13 protein-coding genes are annotated in these 16,685 nt (G+C 72.6%); 11 read left to right on the top strand and 2 right to left on the bottom strand.

Features of this window, described 5'->3' with window-relative positions; translation table 11 throughout:
- The first annotated feature begins 10 nt into the window (after window positions 1-10).
- The 4 genes from nuoL (at window position 11) to recQ (ending at window position 7,331) form a co-directional block, all read left to right on the top strand.
- Window positions 11-1,912 carry an NADH-quinone oxidoreductase subunit L gene (gene nuoL, locus ACIP4O_RS28505; RefSeq protein ID WP_401578810.1) on the top strand — a complete coding sequence of 634 codons (1,902 nt, stop codon included), beginning with the start codon at window positions 11-13 and terminating at the stop codon, window positions 1,910-1,912.
- A gap of 1 nt (window position 1,913) precedes the next feature.
- Window positions 1,914-3,485 carry an NADH-quinone oxidoreductase subunit M gene (locus ACIP4O_RS28500; protein WP_401578808.1) on the top strand — a complete coding sequence of 524 codons (1,572 nt, stop codon included), beginning with the start codon at window positions 1,914-1,916 and terminating at the stop codon, window positions 3,483-3,485.
- Window positions 3,482-5,146, top strand: a complete 1,665-nt coding sequence (gene nuoN / locus ACIP4O_RS28495) for an NADH-quinone oxidoreductase subunit NuoN (RefSeq protein ID WP_401578806.1) — start codon at window positions 3,482-3,484, stop codon at window positions 5,144-5,146. Before ACIP4O_RS28500 ends, nuoN begins: the two co-directional genes overlap by 4 nt.
- 193 nt (window positions 5,147-5,339) lie before the next feature.
- On the top strand, window positions 5,340-7,331 hold the full coding sequence (recQ, locus tag ACIP4O_RS28490) for a DNA helicase RecQ (protein WP_401578838.1): 1,992 nt from the start codon (window positions 5,340-5,342) through the stop codon (window positions 7,329-7,331).
- A gap of 49 nt (window positions 7,332-7,380) precedes the next feature.
- Here the strand turns inward: recQ and ACIP4O_RS28485 are convergent, their stop codons facing one another.
- Window positions 7,381-7,998 (bottom strand): Uma2 family endonuclease, encoded by a 618-nt coding sequence (locus tag ACIP4O_RS28485; protein WP_401578804.1) that lies wholly within the window; start codon window positions 7,996-7,998, stop codon window positions 7,381-7,383.
- A gap of 465 nt (window positions 7,999-8,463) precedes the next feature.
- On the opposite strand from ACIP4O_RS28485, the gene ACIP4O_RS28480 reads away from it, so the two are divergent.
- A complete protein-coding gene (locus ACIP4O_RS28480) occupies window positions 8,464-8,907 on the top strand; it encodes a hypothetical protein (protein WP_401578802.1) in 444 nt (147 codons plus the stop codon).
- On the opposite strand, the gene ACIP4O_RS28475 is transcribed toward ACIP4O_RS28480, so the two are convergent.
- Window positions 8,814-9,503, bottom strand: coding sequence for an alpha/beta fold hydrolase (locus tag ACIP4O_RS28475; RefSeq protein WP_401578800.1), 690 nt, complete (start codon window positions 9,501-9,503; stop codon window positions 8,814-8,816). The genes ACIP4O_RS28480 and ACIP4O_RS28475 overlap by 94 nt on opposite strands.
- Window positions 9,504-9,732: 229 nt before the next feature.
- On the opposite strand from ACIP4O_RS28475, the gene ACIP4O_RS28470 reads away from it, so the two are divergent.
- The 6 genes from ACIP4O_RS28470 to ACIP4O_RS28445 all read left to right on the top strand — a co-directional run bounded on the left by ACIP4O_RS28470 (window position 9,733) and on the right by ACIP4O_RS28445 (window position 16,673).
- Window positions 9,733-10,701: a helix-turn-helix transcriptional regulator gene (locus tag ACIP4O_RS28470; protein WP_401578798.1), complete on the top strand. Its 969-nt coding sequence runs from the start codon at window positions 9,733-9,735 to the stop codon at window positions 10,699-10,701.
- Between the two features lie 420 nt (window positions 10,702-11,121).
- Window positions 11,122-11,934, top strand: coding sequence for an HAD family hydrolase (locus tag ACIP4O_RS28465; protein ID WP_401578796.1), 813 nt, complete (start codon window positions 11,122-11,124; stop codon window positions 11,932-11,934).
- A 319-nt stretch (window positions 11,935-12,253) separates the two neighbouring features.
- Window positions 12,254-13,264 (top strand): polyprenyl synthetase family protein, encoded by a 1,011-nt coding sequence (locus tag ACIP4O_RS28460; RefSeq protein WP_401578794.1) that lies wholly within the window; start codon window positions 12,254-12,256, stop codon window positions 13,262-13,264.
- A gap of 184 nt (window positions 13,265-13,448) precedes the next feature.
- Window positions 13,449-14,675, top strand: coding sequence for an outer membrane lipoprotein carrier protein LolA (locus ACIP4O_RS28455; RefSeq protein ID WP_401578792.1), 1,227 nt, complete (start codon window positions 13,449-13,451; stop codon window positions 14,673-14,675).
- Entirely contained in the window at window positions 14,672-15,694 is a 1,023-nt protein-coding gene (locus ACIP4O_RS28450) for an ABC transporter ATP-binding protein (RefSeq protein ID WP_401578790.1), read from the top strand. Before ACIP4O_RS28455 ends, ACIP4O_RS28450 begins: the two co-directional genes overlap by 4 nt.
- The gene (locus tag ACIP4O_RS28445) at window positions 15,681-16,673 is read left to right on the top strand and encodes an ABC transporter permease (RefSeq protein WP_401578788.1); all 993 of its coding nucleotides are present in this window, start codon (window positions 15,681-15,683) and stop codon (window positions 16,671-16,673) included. Before ACIP4O_RS28450 ends, ACIP4O_RS28445 begins: the two co-directional genes overlap by 14 nt.
- The last annotated feature ends 12 nt before the right edge of the window (window positions 16,674-16,685 follow it).

Below are 16,685 nucleotides of genomic sequence, written 5' to 3'. Positions count from 1 at the left end.
GTCGTTGACAGTGAACAACCTGATCGCGCTGCTCATCGCGGCGCCCTTGCTCGGAGCGGTCGTGCTGCTGTGCGGCGGCCGTCTCCTCGACCGGGCCGGGCACCTGCTCGGCACGGCCCTGGCCCTCGCCTCGTTCGTCATCGGCGCCGTCCTCTTCGTCGACATGCTCGGCAAGAGTGCCGACGAACGGGGCCTGCACCAGCACCTGTTCACGTGGGTGCCGGTGGAGAGGTTCCAGGCGGACGTGGCCTTCGGTCTCGACCAGCTGTCGATGACCTTCGTGCTCCTGATCACCGGCGTGGGCACGCTCATCCACGTCTACTCGATCGGCTACATGGCGCACGACCCGCGCCGCCGCCGCTTCTTCGGCTACCTCAACCTGTTCCTCGCGGCGATGCTCCTGCTCGTCCTCGCGGACAACTACCTCCTGCTGTACGCCGGTTGGGAGGGCGTGGGGCTCGCCTCGTACCTGCTCATCGGCTTCTGGCAGGACCGGCCGAGCGCGGCGACGGCGGCGAAGAAGGCCTTCCTCGTCAACCGCGTCGGTGACGTCGGCCTCTCGATCGCCATCATGCTGATGTTCACGACCTTCGGCGGCTTCGGCTTCGGCGAGGTCTTCTCGAAGGCCGGCGACTCCGGCGTCAGCCAGGGCACGCTCAACGGGATCGCGCTCATGCTGCTCCTCGCGGCCTGTGGCAAGTCGGCCCAGGTGCCGCTCCAGTCCTGGCTGGGCGACGCGATGGAGGGCCCGACCCCGGTCTCCGCGCTCATCCACGCCGCGACGATGGTCACCGCCGGTGTGTACCTCATCGTGCGCTCCGCGAACATCTTCGACGCGGCACCGGACGCGCAACTCGTCGTCGTCATCGTCGGTGCCGTCACGCTCCTGTTCGGGGCGATCGTCGGTTGCGCGAAGGACGACATCAAGAAGGCCCTCGCGGGCTCGACGATGTCGCAGATCGGGTACATGGTCCTCGCCGCCGGGCTCGGCCCGATCGGCTACGTCTTCGCGATCATGCACCTCGTGACGCACGGCTTCTTCAAGGCCGGGCTCTTCCTCGGCGCCGGTTCGGTCATGCACGGCATGAACGACGAGGTCAACATGCGCCACTACGGGGGCCTTTGGCGGAAGATGCCGGTCACCTTCGTGACCTTCGGCCTCGGCTACCTCGCGATCATCGGCTTCCCGGGCCTGTCGGGCTTCTTCTCGAAGGACAAGATCATCGAGGCGGCGTTCGCGAAGGGCGGCACCGAGGGCTGGATTCTCGGCGCGGTGACCCTGCTCGGCGCCGCGATCACCGCGTACTACATGACGCGCGTGATGCTCATGACCTTCTTCGGCGAGAAGCGCTGGAAGCCGGACGCGCAGGGCAACGAGCCGCACCCCCACGAGTCCCCGAAGTCCATGACGATCCCCATGATCGTCCTCGCCTTCGGCTCGGTCTTCGCGGGCGGCGTCTTCGGTGTCGGAGACCGCTTCCTGCACTGGCTCGAACCGGTCACGCACCACAGCCACGGCGACTCGCCCGTCTCCGCGACCACCGTCACGGCGGCCACGATCGTGCTGCTCCTCGTCGGCGTCGGCATCGCCTGGCTCCAGTACGGCAGGCGCCCGGTCCCCGCCGCCGTGCCGCGCGGCTCGCTCCTCACCCGCGCGGCCCGCCGCGACCTGCTCCAGGACGACTTCAACCACGTCGTCCTCGTCTCGGGCGGCGAGCACCTCACCCGCTCGCTCGTCTACGTCGACCACTCCCTCGTGGACGGTGTCGTCAACGGCACCGCCGCCGCCTTCGGCGGGTTCTCGGGCAGGCTGCGCCGGGTGCAGAACGGCAAGGTCCGCAGTTACGCGTTGTCGATGTTCGGAGGTACGGCGGTGCTGATCGCCGCGACCCTACTCATGAGGGCGGTGTGACATGTCCTTCCCCCTGCTGACCGTGACGGCCGCCGTCCCCGCGGTGGGCGCCGTGCTCACCGCCGCGGTCCCGGCCGCCCGGCGCACGGCGGCGAAGTGGCTCGCGCTGCTCTTCTCGCTCGCCACGCTGGCGCTCGCGATCGCCGTGCTCGTCCGCTTCGACCCGGACGGCGGCCGGTACCAACTCACCGAGTCCCACAGCTGGATCGCCGACTTCGGGGTCCGCTACGAACTCGGCGTCGACGGCATCGGCACGGTCCTGCTCGCGCTCACCGCGCTGCTCATCCCGTTCGTCATGCTCGCCGGCTGGCACGAGCCGGACGGCCTGGAGACCAACAGCCGCCGCTGGCGCCCCACCCAGGGCTTCTTCGCGCTGATCCTCCTCGTCGAGGCGATGGTGGTGCTCTCCTTCGAGGCCACCGACGTCTTCCTCTTCTACCTCTTCTTCGAAGCGATGCTCATCCCGATGTACTTCCTCATCGGGGGGTTCGGGGACCGCGCGAGCGGCCGCGACGCACAGGAGGAGGCCACCCAACGCTCCTACGCGGCGGTGAAGTTCCTCCTGTACAACCTCGCGGGCGGACTCGTCATGCTCGCCGCGGTGATCGGCCTCTACACCGTCACGCACACGTTCTCGCTCACCGAGATCCTGAACGCCCGTGCGGACGGCTCCCTTTCGATGGCCACGTCCACCGAACGCTGGCTGTTCCTGGGCTTCTTCTTCGCCTTCGCGGTCAAGGCCCCGCTGTGGCCCGTCCACACGTGGCTGCCGAACGCGATGGGCGAGGCCTCCACGCCGGTCGCCGTGCTCATCACGGCGGTCGTCGACAAGGTCGGCACCTTCGCGATGCTTCGCTTCTGCCTCCAGCTCTTCCCCGAGGCGAGCAAGTGGGCGACGCCCGTGATCCTCGTCCTGGCGGTCATCAGCATCCTGTACGGGGCGCTGCTCGCGGTCGGTCAGCGCGACATCAAGCGCCTCATCGCGTACGCCTCGTTGTCGCACTTCGGCTTCATCATCCTGGGCATCTTCGCGATGACCTCGCAGGGCCAGTCCGGCGCGACGCTCTACATGGTCAACCACGGTATTTCCACCGCCGCGTTGATGCTCGTCGCCGGGTTCCTCATCTCCCGGCGCGGCTCGCGGCTCATCTCCGACTACGGGGGGGTGCAGAAGGTCGCCCCGGTCCTCGCCGGGACGTTCCTCGTCGGGGGCCTGGCGACGCTCTCGCTGCCCGGACTCGCCCCGTTCGTCAGTGAGTTCCTCGTCCTCGTCGGCACCTTCGAACGCCACAAGGCGCTCGGCATCATCGCGACGGTCGGCATCGTCCTCGCCGCGCTGTACGTCCTCGTGCTCTACCAGCGCACGATGACGGGCCCGGTCAAGCCCGAGGTCTCCGCGATGGGCGACCTGCGCGCGCGTGAACTCGTCGTCGCCGTACCGCTGATCGTGCTGCTCGTCGTCCTCGGCGTCTACCCGAAGCCGGTCACCGACGTGATCAACCCGGCGGTCAAGCAGACGATGTCCGACGTACACGAGAAGGACCCGCAACCGCACGTGGAGGCAGGGAAATGACAGCCACGGCCGTCCACAGCCTGTGGACATCCGGAGCGTGGACGAGCGCGGCGGGGCCGATCGACAAGATCAGCACGCCGCACATCGAGTACGCGCAGATCTCGCCCGTGCTCGTCGTGCTCGGCGCGGCGATCCTCGGCATCCTCGTCGAGGCCTTCGTCCCGCGCCGCGCCCGGCGCACGACCCAACTCCTGCTCTCCGTCGTCGCGTTGGCGGGGGCCTTCGCCGCTGTCGTGGTCCTCGCGGCGCAGGGGTACGGGACGACCAAGGCGCACATCGCGGCGATGGGCGCGCTCGCCGTCGACGGACCGGCGCTCTTCCTCCAGGGCACGATCCTGCTCGTCGGGCTCGTCGCCGTCTTCACCTTCGCCGAGCACAAGCTCGACCCTCAGACGCACGGCAAGCCCGTCGACTCCTTCGCCGCCCAGCCCGCCGCCGTACCGGGCTCGGAGTCCGAACAGGCGGCGGTGAAGGCCGGGTTCACGACGACGGAGGTCTTCCCGCTCTCCCTCTTCGCGCTCGCCGGGATGCTCGTCTTCCCGGCCGCGAACGACCTCCTGACGCTCTTCGTGGCCCTGGAGGTCCTGTCGCTGCCGCTCTACCTGCTGTGCGCCCTCGCGCGCCGCAAGCGGCTGCTCTCGCAGGAGGCGGCGGTCAAGTACTTCCTCCTCGGCGCCTTCTCCTCCGCGTTCCTCCTCTTCGGCATCGCTCTCTTGTACGGGTACGCGGGCTCGATGTCGTACGGGGTCATCGCGCGCGTCGTCGAGGGCGACCTCACCTCCATCAACCCGGCGCTCGCCGACACGATGGGCAATGACGCGCTGCTCCTCATCGGCGGCGCGCTGATCGTGATGGGCCTGCTCTTCAAGGTCGGCGCCGTCCCCTTCCACATGTGGACCCCGGACGTCTACCAGGGCGCCCCCACCCCGGTCACCGGCTTCATGGCGGCGGCGACGAAGGTCGCGGCCTTCGGGGCGCTGCTCCGGCTCCTGTACGTGGTCCTGCCGGGGCTGCGCTGGGACTGGCGCCCGGTGATGTGGGGTGTGGCGATCGTCACGATGCTGGGCGGCGCGATCATCGCGATCACGCAGACGGACATCAAGCGACTGCTCGCGTACTCCTCCGTCGCCCATGCCGGGTTCATCCTCGCGGGTGTCATCGCGACGAACCCCGACGGCGTCTCCTCCGTCCTCTTCTACCTGGGCGGCTACTCCTTCGTGACGATCGGCGCCTTCGCGGTGGTCACGCTGGTACGCGACGCGGGGGGCGAGGCCACACACCTGTCGAAGTGGGCGGGCCTCGGCCGCAGGTCCCCGCTCGTGGCCGCGGTCTTCGGGATCTTTCTCCTCGCCTTCGCCGGCATCCCGCTGACCAGCGGTTTCGCGGGCAAGTTCGCGGTGTTCAAGGCGGCGGCCGAGGGTGGCGCGATCCCGCTGGTGATCGTCGGCGTGCTCTCCTCGGCGATCGCGGCGTTCTTCTACATCCGCGTCATCGTCCTGATGTTCTTCAGCGAGCCGAAGCCGGACGGCCCGGCGGTCGCGGTGCCCTCGGTGCTGACGACGACGGCGATCGCGCTGGGGGTCGTGGTGACGGTGGTGCTCGGTGTGGCGCCGCAGTACTTCCTGGATCTGGCGGGGTCGGCGGGCGTATTTGTACGGTGACACCAGATGTAGCCCCTCCGGCGATTGAGGAGGGGGGTGTGGGGCGGAGCCCCGCAAAGCGGGTCCGGGGCGCAGCCCCGGGCCCGTTCGTCATACCGCGGAGGGTGACCTGTGGATAACTTTCCGCACCATGTCGGCCGATCTGCCTATGGTTGCTGGGACAGGTACGGACGGCACGACGGGGACACGAGCGATGGACGAGGCGAACGGTGTGGCCGAGCAGGACGACGCCTTGACGGAGGACTCCGACCTCTGGGGCGGCTGGGACACCGTCCCGGAGAGCTTCGAAGAGGACGCGCCCCCGGTGGCGGCGCCCGCCGCCACCGCCGCCCGCCCCCCGCAGGGCGACCCCGCCGAGATCCTCAAGCGCGTCTTCGGCTACGACTCCTTCCGCGGCGAGCAGAAGGCGATCATCGAGCAGGTCGTCTCCGGCGGCGACGCGGTCGTCCTCATGCCGACCGGCGGCGGCAAGTCGCTGTGCTACCAGATCCCCGCCCTCGCCCGCCCCGGCACGGGCGTCGTGATCTCCCCGCTCATCGCGCTCATGCAGGACCAGGTGGACGCCCTGCGCGCGCTCGGCGTCCGCGCGGGTTTCATCAACTCGACGCTCGACCTCGACGAGCGCCGTACCGTCGAGGCGGAGTTCCTCGCGGGCGAGCTGGACCTCCTCTACCTCGCCCCCGAGCGCCTCCGCGTCCAGGCGACCGCCGATCTCCTCGCGCGCGGCACGGTCTCGCTCTTCGCCATCGACGAGGCGCACTGCGTCGCCCAGTGGGGCCACGACTTCCGCCCCGACTACCTCAACCTGTCGGTGCTCGGCGAGCGCTGGCCCGACGTCCCGCGCATCGCGCTGACGGCGACGGCGACGCGGGCGACGCACAAGGAGATCACCGAGCGCCTCGGGATGCGGGACGCCAAGCACTTCGAGGCGAGCTTCGACCGCCCGAACATCCAGTACCGGATCGTGGCGAAGGACAGCCCGAACCGCCAGCTGCTCCGCTTCCTCACCGAGGAGCACCCGGGGGACGCGGGCATCGTGTACTGCCTCTCGCGCAACAGCGTCGAGCGCGTCGCGGCCTTCCTCAACGACAACGGCGTCAAGGCCGTCCCGTACCACGCGGGTCTCGACGGCCGTACGCGTGCGCTGCACCAGTCCAGGTTCCTGCGCGAGGACGGGCTCGTCGTCGTCGCGACGATCGCCTTCGGCATGGGCATCGACAAGCCCGACGTGCGCTTCGTGGCCCACCTGGACCTGCCGAAGTCGGTGGAGGGCTACTACCAGGAGACGGGCCGCGCGGGCCGTGACGGGCAGCCGTCCACGGCGTGGCTCGCGTACGGCATCCAGGACGTCGTGCAGCAGCGCAAGATGCTCCAGGGCGGCGAGGGCGACGAGGCGTTCCGCCGCCGCGCGGGCGCGCACCTCGACGCGATGCTCGCGCTCTGCGAGACGGTGAACTGCCGGCGCGCCCAGCTCCTCGCCTACTTCGGGCAGGAGCAGACCGGCGAGAAGTGCGGGAACTGCGACAACTGCCTGCACGGCAGCCCCGACGCCTTCGACGGCACCGTGCCAGCGCAGAAGGCCCTGTCCACCGTGATCCGCCTGCGCCGCGAGCGCGGGCAGAGCTTCGGCACGGGCCAGATCATCGACATCCTGCTCGGCAGGCGCACCGCGAAGGTCATCCGCTTCGACCACGACCAGCTCTCGGTCTTCGGGGTCGGCGAGGACCTGAGCGAGACCGAATGGCGGGGCATCATCCGGCAGTTGCTCGCCCAGCGACTCCTGGAGGTGGGCGGCGAGTACAACACGCTGTCCGTCACGGAGGAGGCGGGCGCGGTGCTGCGCGGCGAGCGGCAGGTGATGCTGCGCAAGGAGCCGAAGAAGGCGCCGCGCGCCTCCGGCGGCTCGGGCTCCTCGGGACGCGGTGGCGCCAAGAAGCCACCCGTGGACCTGCCCGAGGCCGACGTCCCGCTCTTCGAGGCGCTGCGCGCCTGGCGCGCCGAACAGGCCCGCGAACAGGCCGTCCCCGCCTACATCGTCTTCACCGACGCGACGCTGCGCGCCATCGTCGCGGCCCGCCCCGACTCGGTGGAGGGCCTGACCGGGGTGAGCGGCGTGGGCGAGAAGAAGCGGGCGACGTACGGGGAAGGGGTGGTGGCGGCGCTGAAGGCGGCGAGGGAGGGGTGAGGGGCGTGGGGGCGCCTGGCGGGCGCCCCCAGGGGGCACTGGGGGAGTGTCAGTGCCCCGGCCTTCGGCTGATCACCGTGAGGTCCAGGTCCATGTCGAAGGGCGCGGTCACCTTCATCCGCTCATGGAAGATGCCGGTACTGACGTAGGCGCCCGTCGCGGGTTCCAGCTCGAAGGCGTAGACGACGGCGTGGTTCCCCGTGTCCTCCACCCGCCAGTAGTGCGGAATGCCCGCGCGGGCGTACTTGAGCGGCTTGGTCTCCCGGTCCCGGGTCACCGATTCCCCGGAGACGACCTCGACCGCGAGGACGACGGCCGATGCGGGCAACCGGGTCGGCCCGGCCTCCTCGGCGTCCGCCACGCGGAAGACGATCACGTCCGGCTCAGGACGGTTGTGCGGATCGATGTCGATTGTGAACTCCCGTGCTGGACGCAGCCCTTCGGGCGCGCGGTCGCGGAAGTGCCCGTAAAGAAGGTCCACCGAGTCCATGTGAAACCAGGTTTGCGGGGTCATGAAGACAAGGCTCGCGTCGATCAGCTCCGTGTGCGGAGGCAGGTCCGGGAGTGTGTCGAGGTCGTCGGCGGTCCACCCGCCGCGCGGAGGCACCGGCCACGCGTTTCGCGCCGCCGGGGGCTCGATCGGGTCGATGCTCATCAGGGCTCCCATGGGCCGAAGTCTGGACGACTTTCGCCAGCGTATCGGCCGGATGCCCGGAAAGCGCTTATGAACGAGTGAACGGGGCGGTACGGGATTGACCTGCCGTGACGTTTCGCCGGTACGGGACCCGGTGGTGGGGGAGGGGCCGGGCGCCGCGTCATCGCGGGATGCGTGAAGTGAGGCTGACGGACGGAACCGTGACGTTGTCGCCCCTGCGGCCGGAGGACGTGGCGGCCCACCTCGCGGGCGAGGACGAAGCGCTCGTGCGGTGGCTCAACGGTGGGCCGGGGACGCGGGAGGGCGTCGCGGCGTACTTCCGGCATTGCCTCCGCGCGTTCGGTGTCCGGGTGGGCGGAGTGCTCGCGGGGACGGTCGATGCGCGGTTCGCCGGGGACGGGCTGGGAGCGGGGCAGGTGAACGTCGCCTACGGCCTCTATCCCGGCCTGGCGGGGGCGCGGCCTCGCCACCCGGGCGGTGCGGATCGTGTGCGGGTACGCGGCGGGGGAGGGCGGAGCGGAGGCGGTGATCCAGGTGGAGCCGGAGAACCGCGCCTCCGCGGCGGTCGCGCGCCGGGCCGGTTTCGCCCCCCGGGGGGCGGGCACCCGGCCGGGACGGCGTCTCCGTCGAGCGGTACGTCCGGGACCTCCGCCGGGGAAGCCACTGAGGCCCGGCACCTTGACGGAGGCGTACCGGAGGCGGGGGCGACGTCCGAGGCGGAGGGCGTCGCAGGAGCGGGGGCCGACCCCCGTCCGACCACCGCCCAGGCGAACCCCACGCCCCGCCTACAACCCGCCCCCGCCCTCAGCCCCCCGCCTCCGCCGTCCTCAGCCCGCCGTGTCCGCCGCCTGCGCCAGGACGCGGGCCAGCGCGGCCGGCTGGGTGAACATCGGCCAGTGGCCCGAGTCGAGGTCGGCGTAGTCGAGGTGCTTGGCGAGGGGGAGTTCGGGGATCTCCCCGGCCGCGAGCCACTCGCGGGCCTGGGCGGGAGAGAACTCGGGACAGACGAGGAGCACGGGGACGTCGTAGCGGCGGGTGTCCGTGAGGCGGACCGTGCCGCGCGCCACGCCCTCGGGCACGGGGACCGCGGCGGCGGCGAAGGCGCGGCGACCCTCCTCGCCGAGGTCGTCGGAGTCCGGCCCGGCGAAGGGCTCCCAGCCCGGGAAGGGCATCGCCCCGTCCCGTACCTCGAAGAAGGCCGCGTACGGCTTCCCGTCGGCGACCGGCGCGCCGCCGACCAGCGCGAGTTTCGCGACCTTCTCGGGCCGTCGGTCGGCGGCGAGCCAGGCGAGCCCGCACGCGGCGGAGTGCCCCACGACGAGCACCCGCCCCGCCGCCGCGTCCACGGCGGCGAGCACGGCGTCGAGCTGGTCGTCGAGGGTGGCCGCGCCGTTCCCGTCCCCCTGCCCCGGCAGCGTCACCGGTACGGCCCGGTGCCCGAGCGCCGCCAGCTCGGGCACCACCCGGTCCCACGCCCTACCGTCGAGCCACAGCCCACCGAGAAGCACCACGTCCATGCCGTTCCCCTTCGAGTAACCGACCCGGGCGACCGATCCGCTCGACCGCCCCGGGCGACCGACCCGGGCGCCGATGCGCGCGACCGAGAGCCCCCACCGTAGGCGCGGACCCGGACGATTTCGTGCCGCGATTTCCCGCCCCGCGAAACCGCCCGCCCGCCGCGTCCCCGCCCGCCCCACGACGGTCCCCGCACCCGGCTCCCCGCCCCACAGGCCCTAGCCTCCCCTCATGCCCCCCGACCTCACCCCCACCGCCCGCGCCCTGCGCACGCTCGACCTCCTGTGGGAGCGGCCCGGGATCGGGGCCGGGGAACTGGCGGGGCGGCTCGGGGTGACGGAGCGGGCGGTGCGCCGGTACGTGGGGATGCTGCGCGAGGCGGGCGTGCCCGTCGAGTCCGTGCCGGGGCCGGGCGGCGGGTACCGGCTCGGGCGGGGCGCGCGGCTCCCGCCCGTGCGGTTCACGCAGGAGGAGGCGCTCGGGCTCGTGATGGCGGTGCTCGGCGGGCGGCCCGAGCTGGTCGCGACCGCGCTCGGGAAGGTCGTGCGGGCGCTCCCGGCGGAGGTCGGGCGCCAGGCCGCGCTGCTCGGCGCCTACGCGGCGGCCGTGCCCGATCCGTACGCGACCCGCCCCGATCCCGTTCTCACCGCCGAACTCGCCGGGGCCGTCGCGGCCCGCCGCCGCGTCGCGCTCGGCTACCGCGACGACGCGGAGGTCGAGGTCGACCCCTGGGCGCTCGTCGTGCGCCAGGGCCGCTGGTACCTCCTGTGCCACTCGCACCGCGCCGCCGCCGTCCGCACGTACCGCGTCGACCGCATCCGCGCGGTCCGCGGGACGAGCGGGCGCTTCACGCCGCCCCAGGACCTCGATCCTGTCGCCGCTCTGGAGGAACACCTCGGCCTGGGCTGGGAGTTCGCCACCCGCGTCGTCTTCCGCGCGCCGCTCGCCGACGTCGCGCCCTGGCTCCGGCCGCACATGGGCCGGCTCGAAGCGCTCGACGAGCGCTCCTGCGTCCTCGTCGGGAGCACGCGCAACCCCGCCATGTACGCGGGCGAATGGCTCGCCCGGGTGCCGTTCGGCTTCCGGGTCGAGGGCGGCGAGGAATTGCGCGCGGAGGTCGCGGCCCTCGCCGAACGGTTCGCGAGGGCGGTCGAAGTACCGGGCGGGACAGCGCACTCGGGCCCCGCGAGGGACGACTGAGCGCGGGCGCGACGCCTGCTGCACATGTCGGGAGGTACGGGCCGTCGAGGCCGTCACCCGGAAGGACGAAGAACTCGCCGCGGGGACGAGGGGCCCGGACGGCCGTACGGAGGAGGCCCGTCGCCGCTCGCGTGCGCGCGGCGACGGGCTACCGCGTGGACGCCGGGGCCCTCGGGGGGCTCCTTCACCGGGCTCCCGGCGGCGGCCTCGTACGGCCCCGGCACGCGCTTCGTCCGCGGCACCGCGTACGTCCCCGTGGCCGGCCACCCACTCGCACGCCGCGCACCGGTGAGCGGCCCCACCCGGCCCGTCCGGGGCGGAGCCTCCCCGGGCCCATGCCGGTGAGCACGAGGGCCCATGCCCCCGTCACATTCGGCACGCCCCTCCCGCCACCCCCTTCCCCTCCTTATCCTTTGCCGCATGGCCGCAGCGTCCCCGTACTCCCTCGTCGCCACCGATCTGGACGGCACCCTCCTGCGGGACCAGCGGGACACGGTCACCGTGCGCACGAAAGCCGCGCTCGCGCGGGCCGGGCGCGCGGGCGCGCGGCACATCGTCGTGACGGGCCGCCCCGCCCCCCAGACCCGCACCCTCCTGCACGCGATCGGCTACCGGGGGCTCGCCGTGTGCGCCCAGGGCGCGCAGGTCTACGACGCGGACTCGGGGCGCCTCGTGCACTCCGTCCGCATGGAGCGCGAGCTGGCCGAGACGGCGCTCGGCAAGATCGAGGCGGAGCTGGGGCAGGTGTACGCGGGCGTCAACCAGGACGGCAGCGACGGCCTCATGCTCATGGAGCCCGGTTTCGTCACCCCGCCGCCGACCCTGCCCTCCGTACGGGTGCGGCGGCGCGCCGAGTTGTGGTCCCGGCCGATCTGCAAGGTGCTGCTGATGGCGGACGGCCGCACCGAGGACGCGCTCGCCGGGGTCGCGCGGGCGGTCGTCGGGGACCTCGTGAACGTCGTGATGGCGGGCCCGGGCGCCGTCGAGCTCCAGCCGCGGGGGCTCTCGAAGGCGTACGGCCTCGAACGGGCCGCCGAGCTGCTCGGCCTCACCGGCGCCGACACGATCGCCTTCGGCGACATGCCGAACGACATCCCCATGTTCGGCTGGGCGCGGCACGGCGTCGCGATGGCGAACGCGCACGCGGAGCTGCTCGCGGTCGCCGACGAGGTGACGTGCGCCAACACGGAGGACGGCGTCGCCGTGGTCCTTGAGCGCCTGTACGGGCCGTGACGCGGGGTGGGCGCGGCGAGCCCGCGCGGACGGGGGTGGGGGACCCGTACGGGGGTACGGAGGGGATGGGCCCCGGGGCGGATAGGGTCGACAGCTGTCCCTGCGCGCGGGTCCGGGCGATCCGCGTAGGCCCGCGCGGGTTTGGAACGCTTTCAGCTCATATGAGTTGATCACGAACATACCGGTGTCGGTCGCATACCGCCTGTGCTGGTCGGGCAGGCGCTCTCTGTGATCGAAAGGGGACCGGATACGCTGCCTTGAGAGGCAGCAGCGACACATCGACACACCGTGTGATCGTCAGCAGACAGGAGAACCCTTCGTGACCGTCGTCGGGCCGTTCGGGCTGAGCGTGCGGGACCAGGCTCTCGAAGCCGATGTCCAGGCCGGGTTGACGGCTGTCGAGGAAGGCTTGCTGGACGCGACCAAGAGCGGGGTGCCGTTCATCACCGAGGCGGCCCAGCACCTCGTGCTCGCCGGGGGCAAGCGGTTCCGGCCGCTCCTGGTGATGCTCGCGGCCCAGTTCGGCGACCCGGAGGCCCCGGGCATCGTCCCCTCGGCGGTCGTCGTGGAGCTGACCCATCTCGCGACGCTCTACCACGACGACGTGATGGACGAGGCGACGGTGCGGCGCGGCGTGGAGAGCGCCAACGCACGCTGGGACAACTCCGTCGCCGTCCTCACGGGCGACTTCCTCTTCTCGCGGGCCTCGCAGATCCTCGCGGGTCTCGGTCCCGAGGCGGTACGCATCCAGGCCGAGGCGTTCGAGCGGCTCGTCACCGGCCAGATCCTGGAGACCGCCGGGCCGCGGGACGGCCGCGACCCGGTCGACCACTACCTCGACGTGCTCAGCGGCAAGACCGGCTCGCTCGTCGCCGTCGCGACGCGGTACGGCGCGATGATGTCCGGCGCGGGCGAGGAGGTCGTGGAGGTCCTCGCGCAGTACGGGGAGCGCCTCGGCGTAGCCTTCCAGCTCGCCGACGACGTGCTCGACATCGCCTCGGACAGCTACGAGTCCGGCAAGACGCCCGGCACCGACCTGCGCGAGGGCATCGCGACGCTGCCCGTGCTGCGGTTGCGGGAACGGATCGCGCGGCTCGGCCTCGCGGAGGACGTCGCACTCGACACGCTGCTGCGCGGCGACCTCTCCGACGACGCGAGACTCGCGGACGCGGTGGCCCGCATGCGCGTCCACCCGGCGCTGGCGCAGGCCCGCGAGGACACGGCCCGCTACGCCCACGACGCCCGCGCCACCCTCCAGGCCCTCCCCGACACCCCGGCCCGCACCTCGCTGGCCGACCTGTGCGACGCGGTGGTCCACCGGGTGGGCTGAGCCCGCCCCGGCCCACCCCCGTCCACCCCGGCCCGCTCCGGTCCGCCTCACGTCGTACGGGACATCCCTGACGCCGTCATCCCACAGGGGTACGTCACTTTGGCCCCCCAGGCTGACGCTTTGTCGCCCCCGCTCTGGTCGGATAGGTACTGACCGCTCCTGCGGGAACCCCTACAGGGGGAGAATGGCGACGGAGGTGGCACGGATGACGGCACAGGCGGAAGAGAACCTGCCGGAGGGCAACCGGCCGGAGGACACCCGGTACCGGGCGGTACGCCGCAAGGCGGCCCGGTACGCGGTCCCGGCGGCGGTCGTGGGAGTCACCGCACTCACGGTGGGCCTCGTCCCGGCCCTCGCGGACAGCGGCGACCCCGACCTGCCCGAGCTGACGGCGCACCAGCTCGTGGCGAAGCTCGCGGGAGCCCACGAGGAGCACTTCTCCGGCACGGTACGCGTCAGCACGGACCTGGGCCTGCCCGGCCTCGACGGTGCGGCCCTCGGCGCCCTGGGCGGAGCCCGCAGGGGCGGCGGCGACGCCGACCCGCAGGCCAGGCTGACCGAGCTGGCGAGCGGCACGCACACGCTGCGCCTCGCGGCGGACGGCCCCGAGCGCCAGCGCCTCTCGATCCTGGAGGACGCGGCCGAGTACAGCATCATCCGCGACGGCGCCCGCGCCTGGGCCTACGACAGCGCGAGCGACAAGGCCGTCCGCCTGGACGTACCGGAGCGGCAGCAGCACGAGAAGCGGTCCCCCTACACCGCCCTCACCCCGCAGGAGCTGGCCGACCAGGCCCTCAAGGCGGTCGACGCGCACACCACGGTCCGCGTGGACGGCACCGCGCGCGTCGCGGGCCGCGACGCCTACCAGCTCCTCGTCGAGCCGAAGCAGTCCGGCTCCACGGTCAAGGCGGTCCGCATCCTCGTCGACGCGAAGACGGGCACCCCGCTGCGGGCGGCGCTCACCGCGCGCGACGGCGGCGAACCGGTCGTGGAGGCGGGCTTCACGAAGGTGAGCTTCACCGCCCCGGAGGCGAAGGCGTTCTCGTTCACGCCACCCAAGGGCACGGAGGTCACCGAGCCGAAGAAGCAGGCACCCACAAGCCGTTCGGCCGCGCCCGACACCGGCGCGCTCAAGGCCTTGCTCGGCGGCTCCCGTACCTACGGCGAGGGCTGGACGACCGTCGCGCGCCTGGACCTGCCGGCCGAGGCGGCCGCGGGCCTGTCCTCCGGGGACGCGGGGCAGGCCGGGAAGCTCATGGATGGCCTGGCCAAGGAGGTCAAGGGCTCCTTCGGCACCGGCCGCCTCTTCTCCACGCGCCTCGTCAACGTCCTCCTCACCGAGGACGGCCACGCCTACGCGGGCGTGGTGACGAAGGACACGCTCGTGAAGGCGGCCGAGTCCCGGAAGTGAGCGCACGACCCACCAGAGCGGGAGGGGCCGCCGTCACCCCGACGGCGGCCCTGGCCCCGGGCAAGCCCCTCGGCCCCCTAGGCCCCCTCGTCATCGAGACCGAGGGCCTGACGAAGCGGTACCCCGGCGACCGGCTCGCCGTCGACGGGCTCGGCCTGCGTGTGCCCGAAGGCAGCGTGTTCGGCTTCCTCGGGCCCAACGGCTCGGGCAAGACGACGACGATCCGGATGCTGCTCGGACTCATCGCGCCGAGCGCGGGCCGCGCGCGCGTGCTCGGCGGCGAGATGCCCGGCGCGGGACGCCGCGTGCTGCCGCACGTCGGCGCGCTCATCGAGGGCCCCGCGCTCTACGGCTTCCTCTCGGGCCGCGACAACCTGCGCCGTCTCGACGCCGCCGACCCCACCGCGTCCCGAGCCGACCGCGAGCGGCGCGTCACCGAGGCCCTGGAGCGCGTCGGGCTCGCCCCCGCCGCGCACCGCAGGGCCCGCACGTACTCGCTCGGCATGAAACAGCGCCTCGGCCTGGCCGCCGCGCTGCTCCGCCCCCGCCGCCTCCTCGTCCTCGACGAGCCGACCAACGGACTCGACCCGCAGGGCATGCGCGAGATCCGCGCGCTCGTGCGGTCCCTGGCCGCCGAGGGCACGACCGTCTTCCTCTCCTCGCACCTGCTCGACGAGATCGAGCAGGTCTGCGACCACGTCGCGGTCATGGCGGCGGGCCGCCTGCGCGCCCAGGGCCCGGTCGCCGAGCTGCTCGCGGCGCGCGCGGCCCGCGTGAGCGTGACGACGGAGGACACCGAGGAGGCGGCAAGGGTCCTCGCGGCGCACGGCGTCGCGGACGTACGCCCCGACGGCCCCGACCGGCTCAGCGGTGAGCCACCCGCCGGACTCGACCCGGCCGCGCTCAACGCGGCGCTGGTCGGCGCGGGGGTACGGGTGCGGGCCTTCGGAACAGAGGCGATCACCTTGGAGGAGAGGTTCGTGGAACTGACGGGCGAGGGCTTCGATGGCGGACGCTGAACGCGCGGGGACGAGGACGGGGACGGACGCGGCACGCGAGGGCGTCGAGCCTCCGGTGGCCGGGGGCGGGGCCGCCGGGCGCGAAGCCGCTGGGGGCGGGGCCGCTGGGGACGCGGGCGTGCCCCGTACCCGTACCTTCCCCTCCCTTCCCGGCTCCGGGCTCCTCGCCAGCGAGCTGCGCACGACCTTCCGCCGGGGCCGCACCCTCGCCCTGCTCGGAGTGCTCGCCGCGATCCCCGTGCTCATCGGGATCGCCGTGCGGATCGAGACGGGCGGCGGGGGCGGCGGTGCCGACGCGCACGGCGGCGGACCGGCGTTCGCCTCGCAGATCACCCACAACGGCCTCTTCCTCGTCTTCACCGCGCTCGCCGCGACGCTCCCCGTCTTCCTGCCGATGGCGGTCGGGGTCGTCGCGGGCGACGCGGTCGCGGGCGAGGCGAGCGCGGGAACGCTGCGGTACCTGCTCGTCGCGCCCGCCGGACGGACGAGACTCCTCCTGACGAAGTACGGGGCCGTCGCGGTGTTCTGCGCGGCGGCCACAGGCGTCGTGACCCTCGCCGCCCTCCTCACCGGGCTCGCGCTCTTCCCGGCCGGGGACCTCACGACGATCTCCGGCACGCGCATCGGCTTCGGCGAAGGGCTCTGGCGGGCGCTGCTCATCGCGCTCGTCGTGGCGGCCTCGCTGCTCGGTGTCGCCGCGCTCGGCCTCTTCGTCTCGACGCTGACGAACAGCGGCATCGCGGCGATGGCGACGACGGTCGGGCTCGTCATCACCGTCCAGATCCTCGACGTGATCCCACAACTCTCCGCGCTCCAGCCGTACTTCTTCTCGCACCACTGGCTCGCCTTCGCCGACCTCGTCCGCGACCCCCTCCTGTGGGACGACATCGTGCGGAACCTGGGACTCCAGGCGGTCTACGTGGCGCTCTTCGGCTCGCTGGCGTGGGCGCGGCTGGGCACGAAGGACATCACGACCTGAGCGAACCCCCTG

The organism is Streptomyces sp. NPDC088923, from assembly GCF_044749745.1.
Classification (GTDB): Bacteria; Actinomycetota; Actinomycetes; order Streptomycetales; family Streptomycetaceae; genus Streptomyces.
The sequence above is the reverse complement of the archived record's forward strand: the minus strand, read 5'-3'. Positions and strand labels throughout refer to the sequence as shown.

Excerpts from the sequence above, each read along its gene's own strand:
- ACIP4O_RS28465 (WP_401578796.1), top strand. The coding sequence starts at position 11,122 with ATGGCCGCAGCGTCCCCGTACTCCCTCGTCGCCACCGATCTGGACGGC.
- nuoN (WP_401578806.1), top strand. The coding sequence starts at position 3,482 with ATGACAGCCACGGCCGTCCACAGCCTGTGGACATCCGGAGCGTGGACG.
- ACIP4O_RS28500 (WP_401578808.1), top strand. The coding sequence starts at position 1,914 with ATGTCCTTCCCCCTGCTGACCGTGACGGCCGCCGTCCCCGCGGTGGGC.
- ACIP4O_RS28470 (WP_401578798.1), top strand. The coding sequence starts at position 9,733 with ATGCCCCCCGACCTCACCCCCACCGCCCGCGCCCTGCGCACGCTCGAC.
- recQ (WP_401578838.1), top strand. The coding sequence starts at position 5,340 with ATGGACGAGGCGAACGGTGTGGCCGAGCAGGACGACGCCTTGACGGAG.
- ACIP4O_RS28455 (WP_401578792.1), top strand. The coding sequence starts at position 13,449 with ATGGCGACGGAGGTGGCACGGATGACGGCACAGGCGGAAGAGAACCTG.
- ACIP4O_RS28445 (WP_401578788.1), top strand. The coding sequence starts at position 15,681 with ATGGCGGACGCTGAACGCGCGGGGACGAGGACGGGGACGGACGCGGCA.
- ACIP4O_RS28485 (WP_401578804.1), bottom strand. The coding sequence starts at position 7,998 with ATGGGAGCCCTGATGAGCATCGACCCGATCGAGCCCCCGGCGGCGCGA.
- ACIP4O_RS28475 (WP_401578800.1), bottom strand. The coding sequence starts at position 9,503 with ATGGACGTGGTGCTTCTCGGTGGGCTGTGGCTCGACGGTAGGGCGTGG.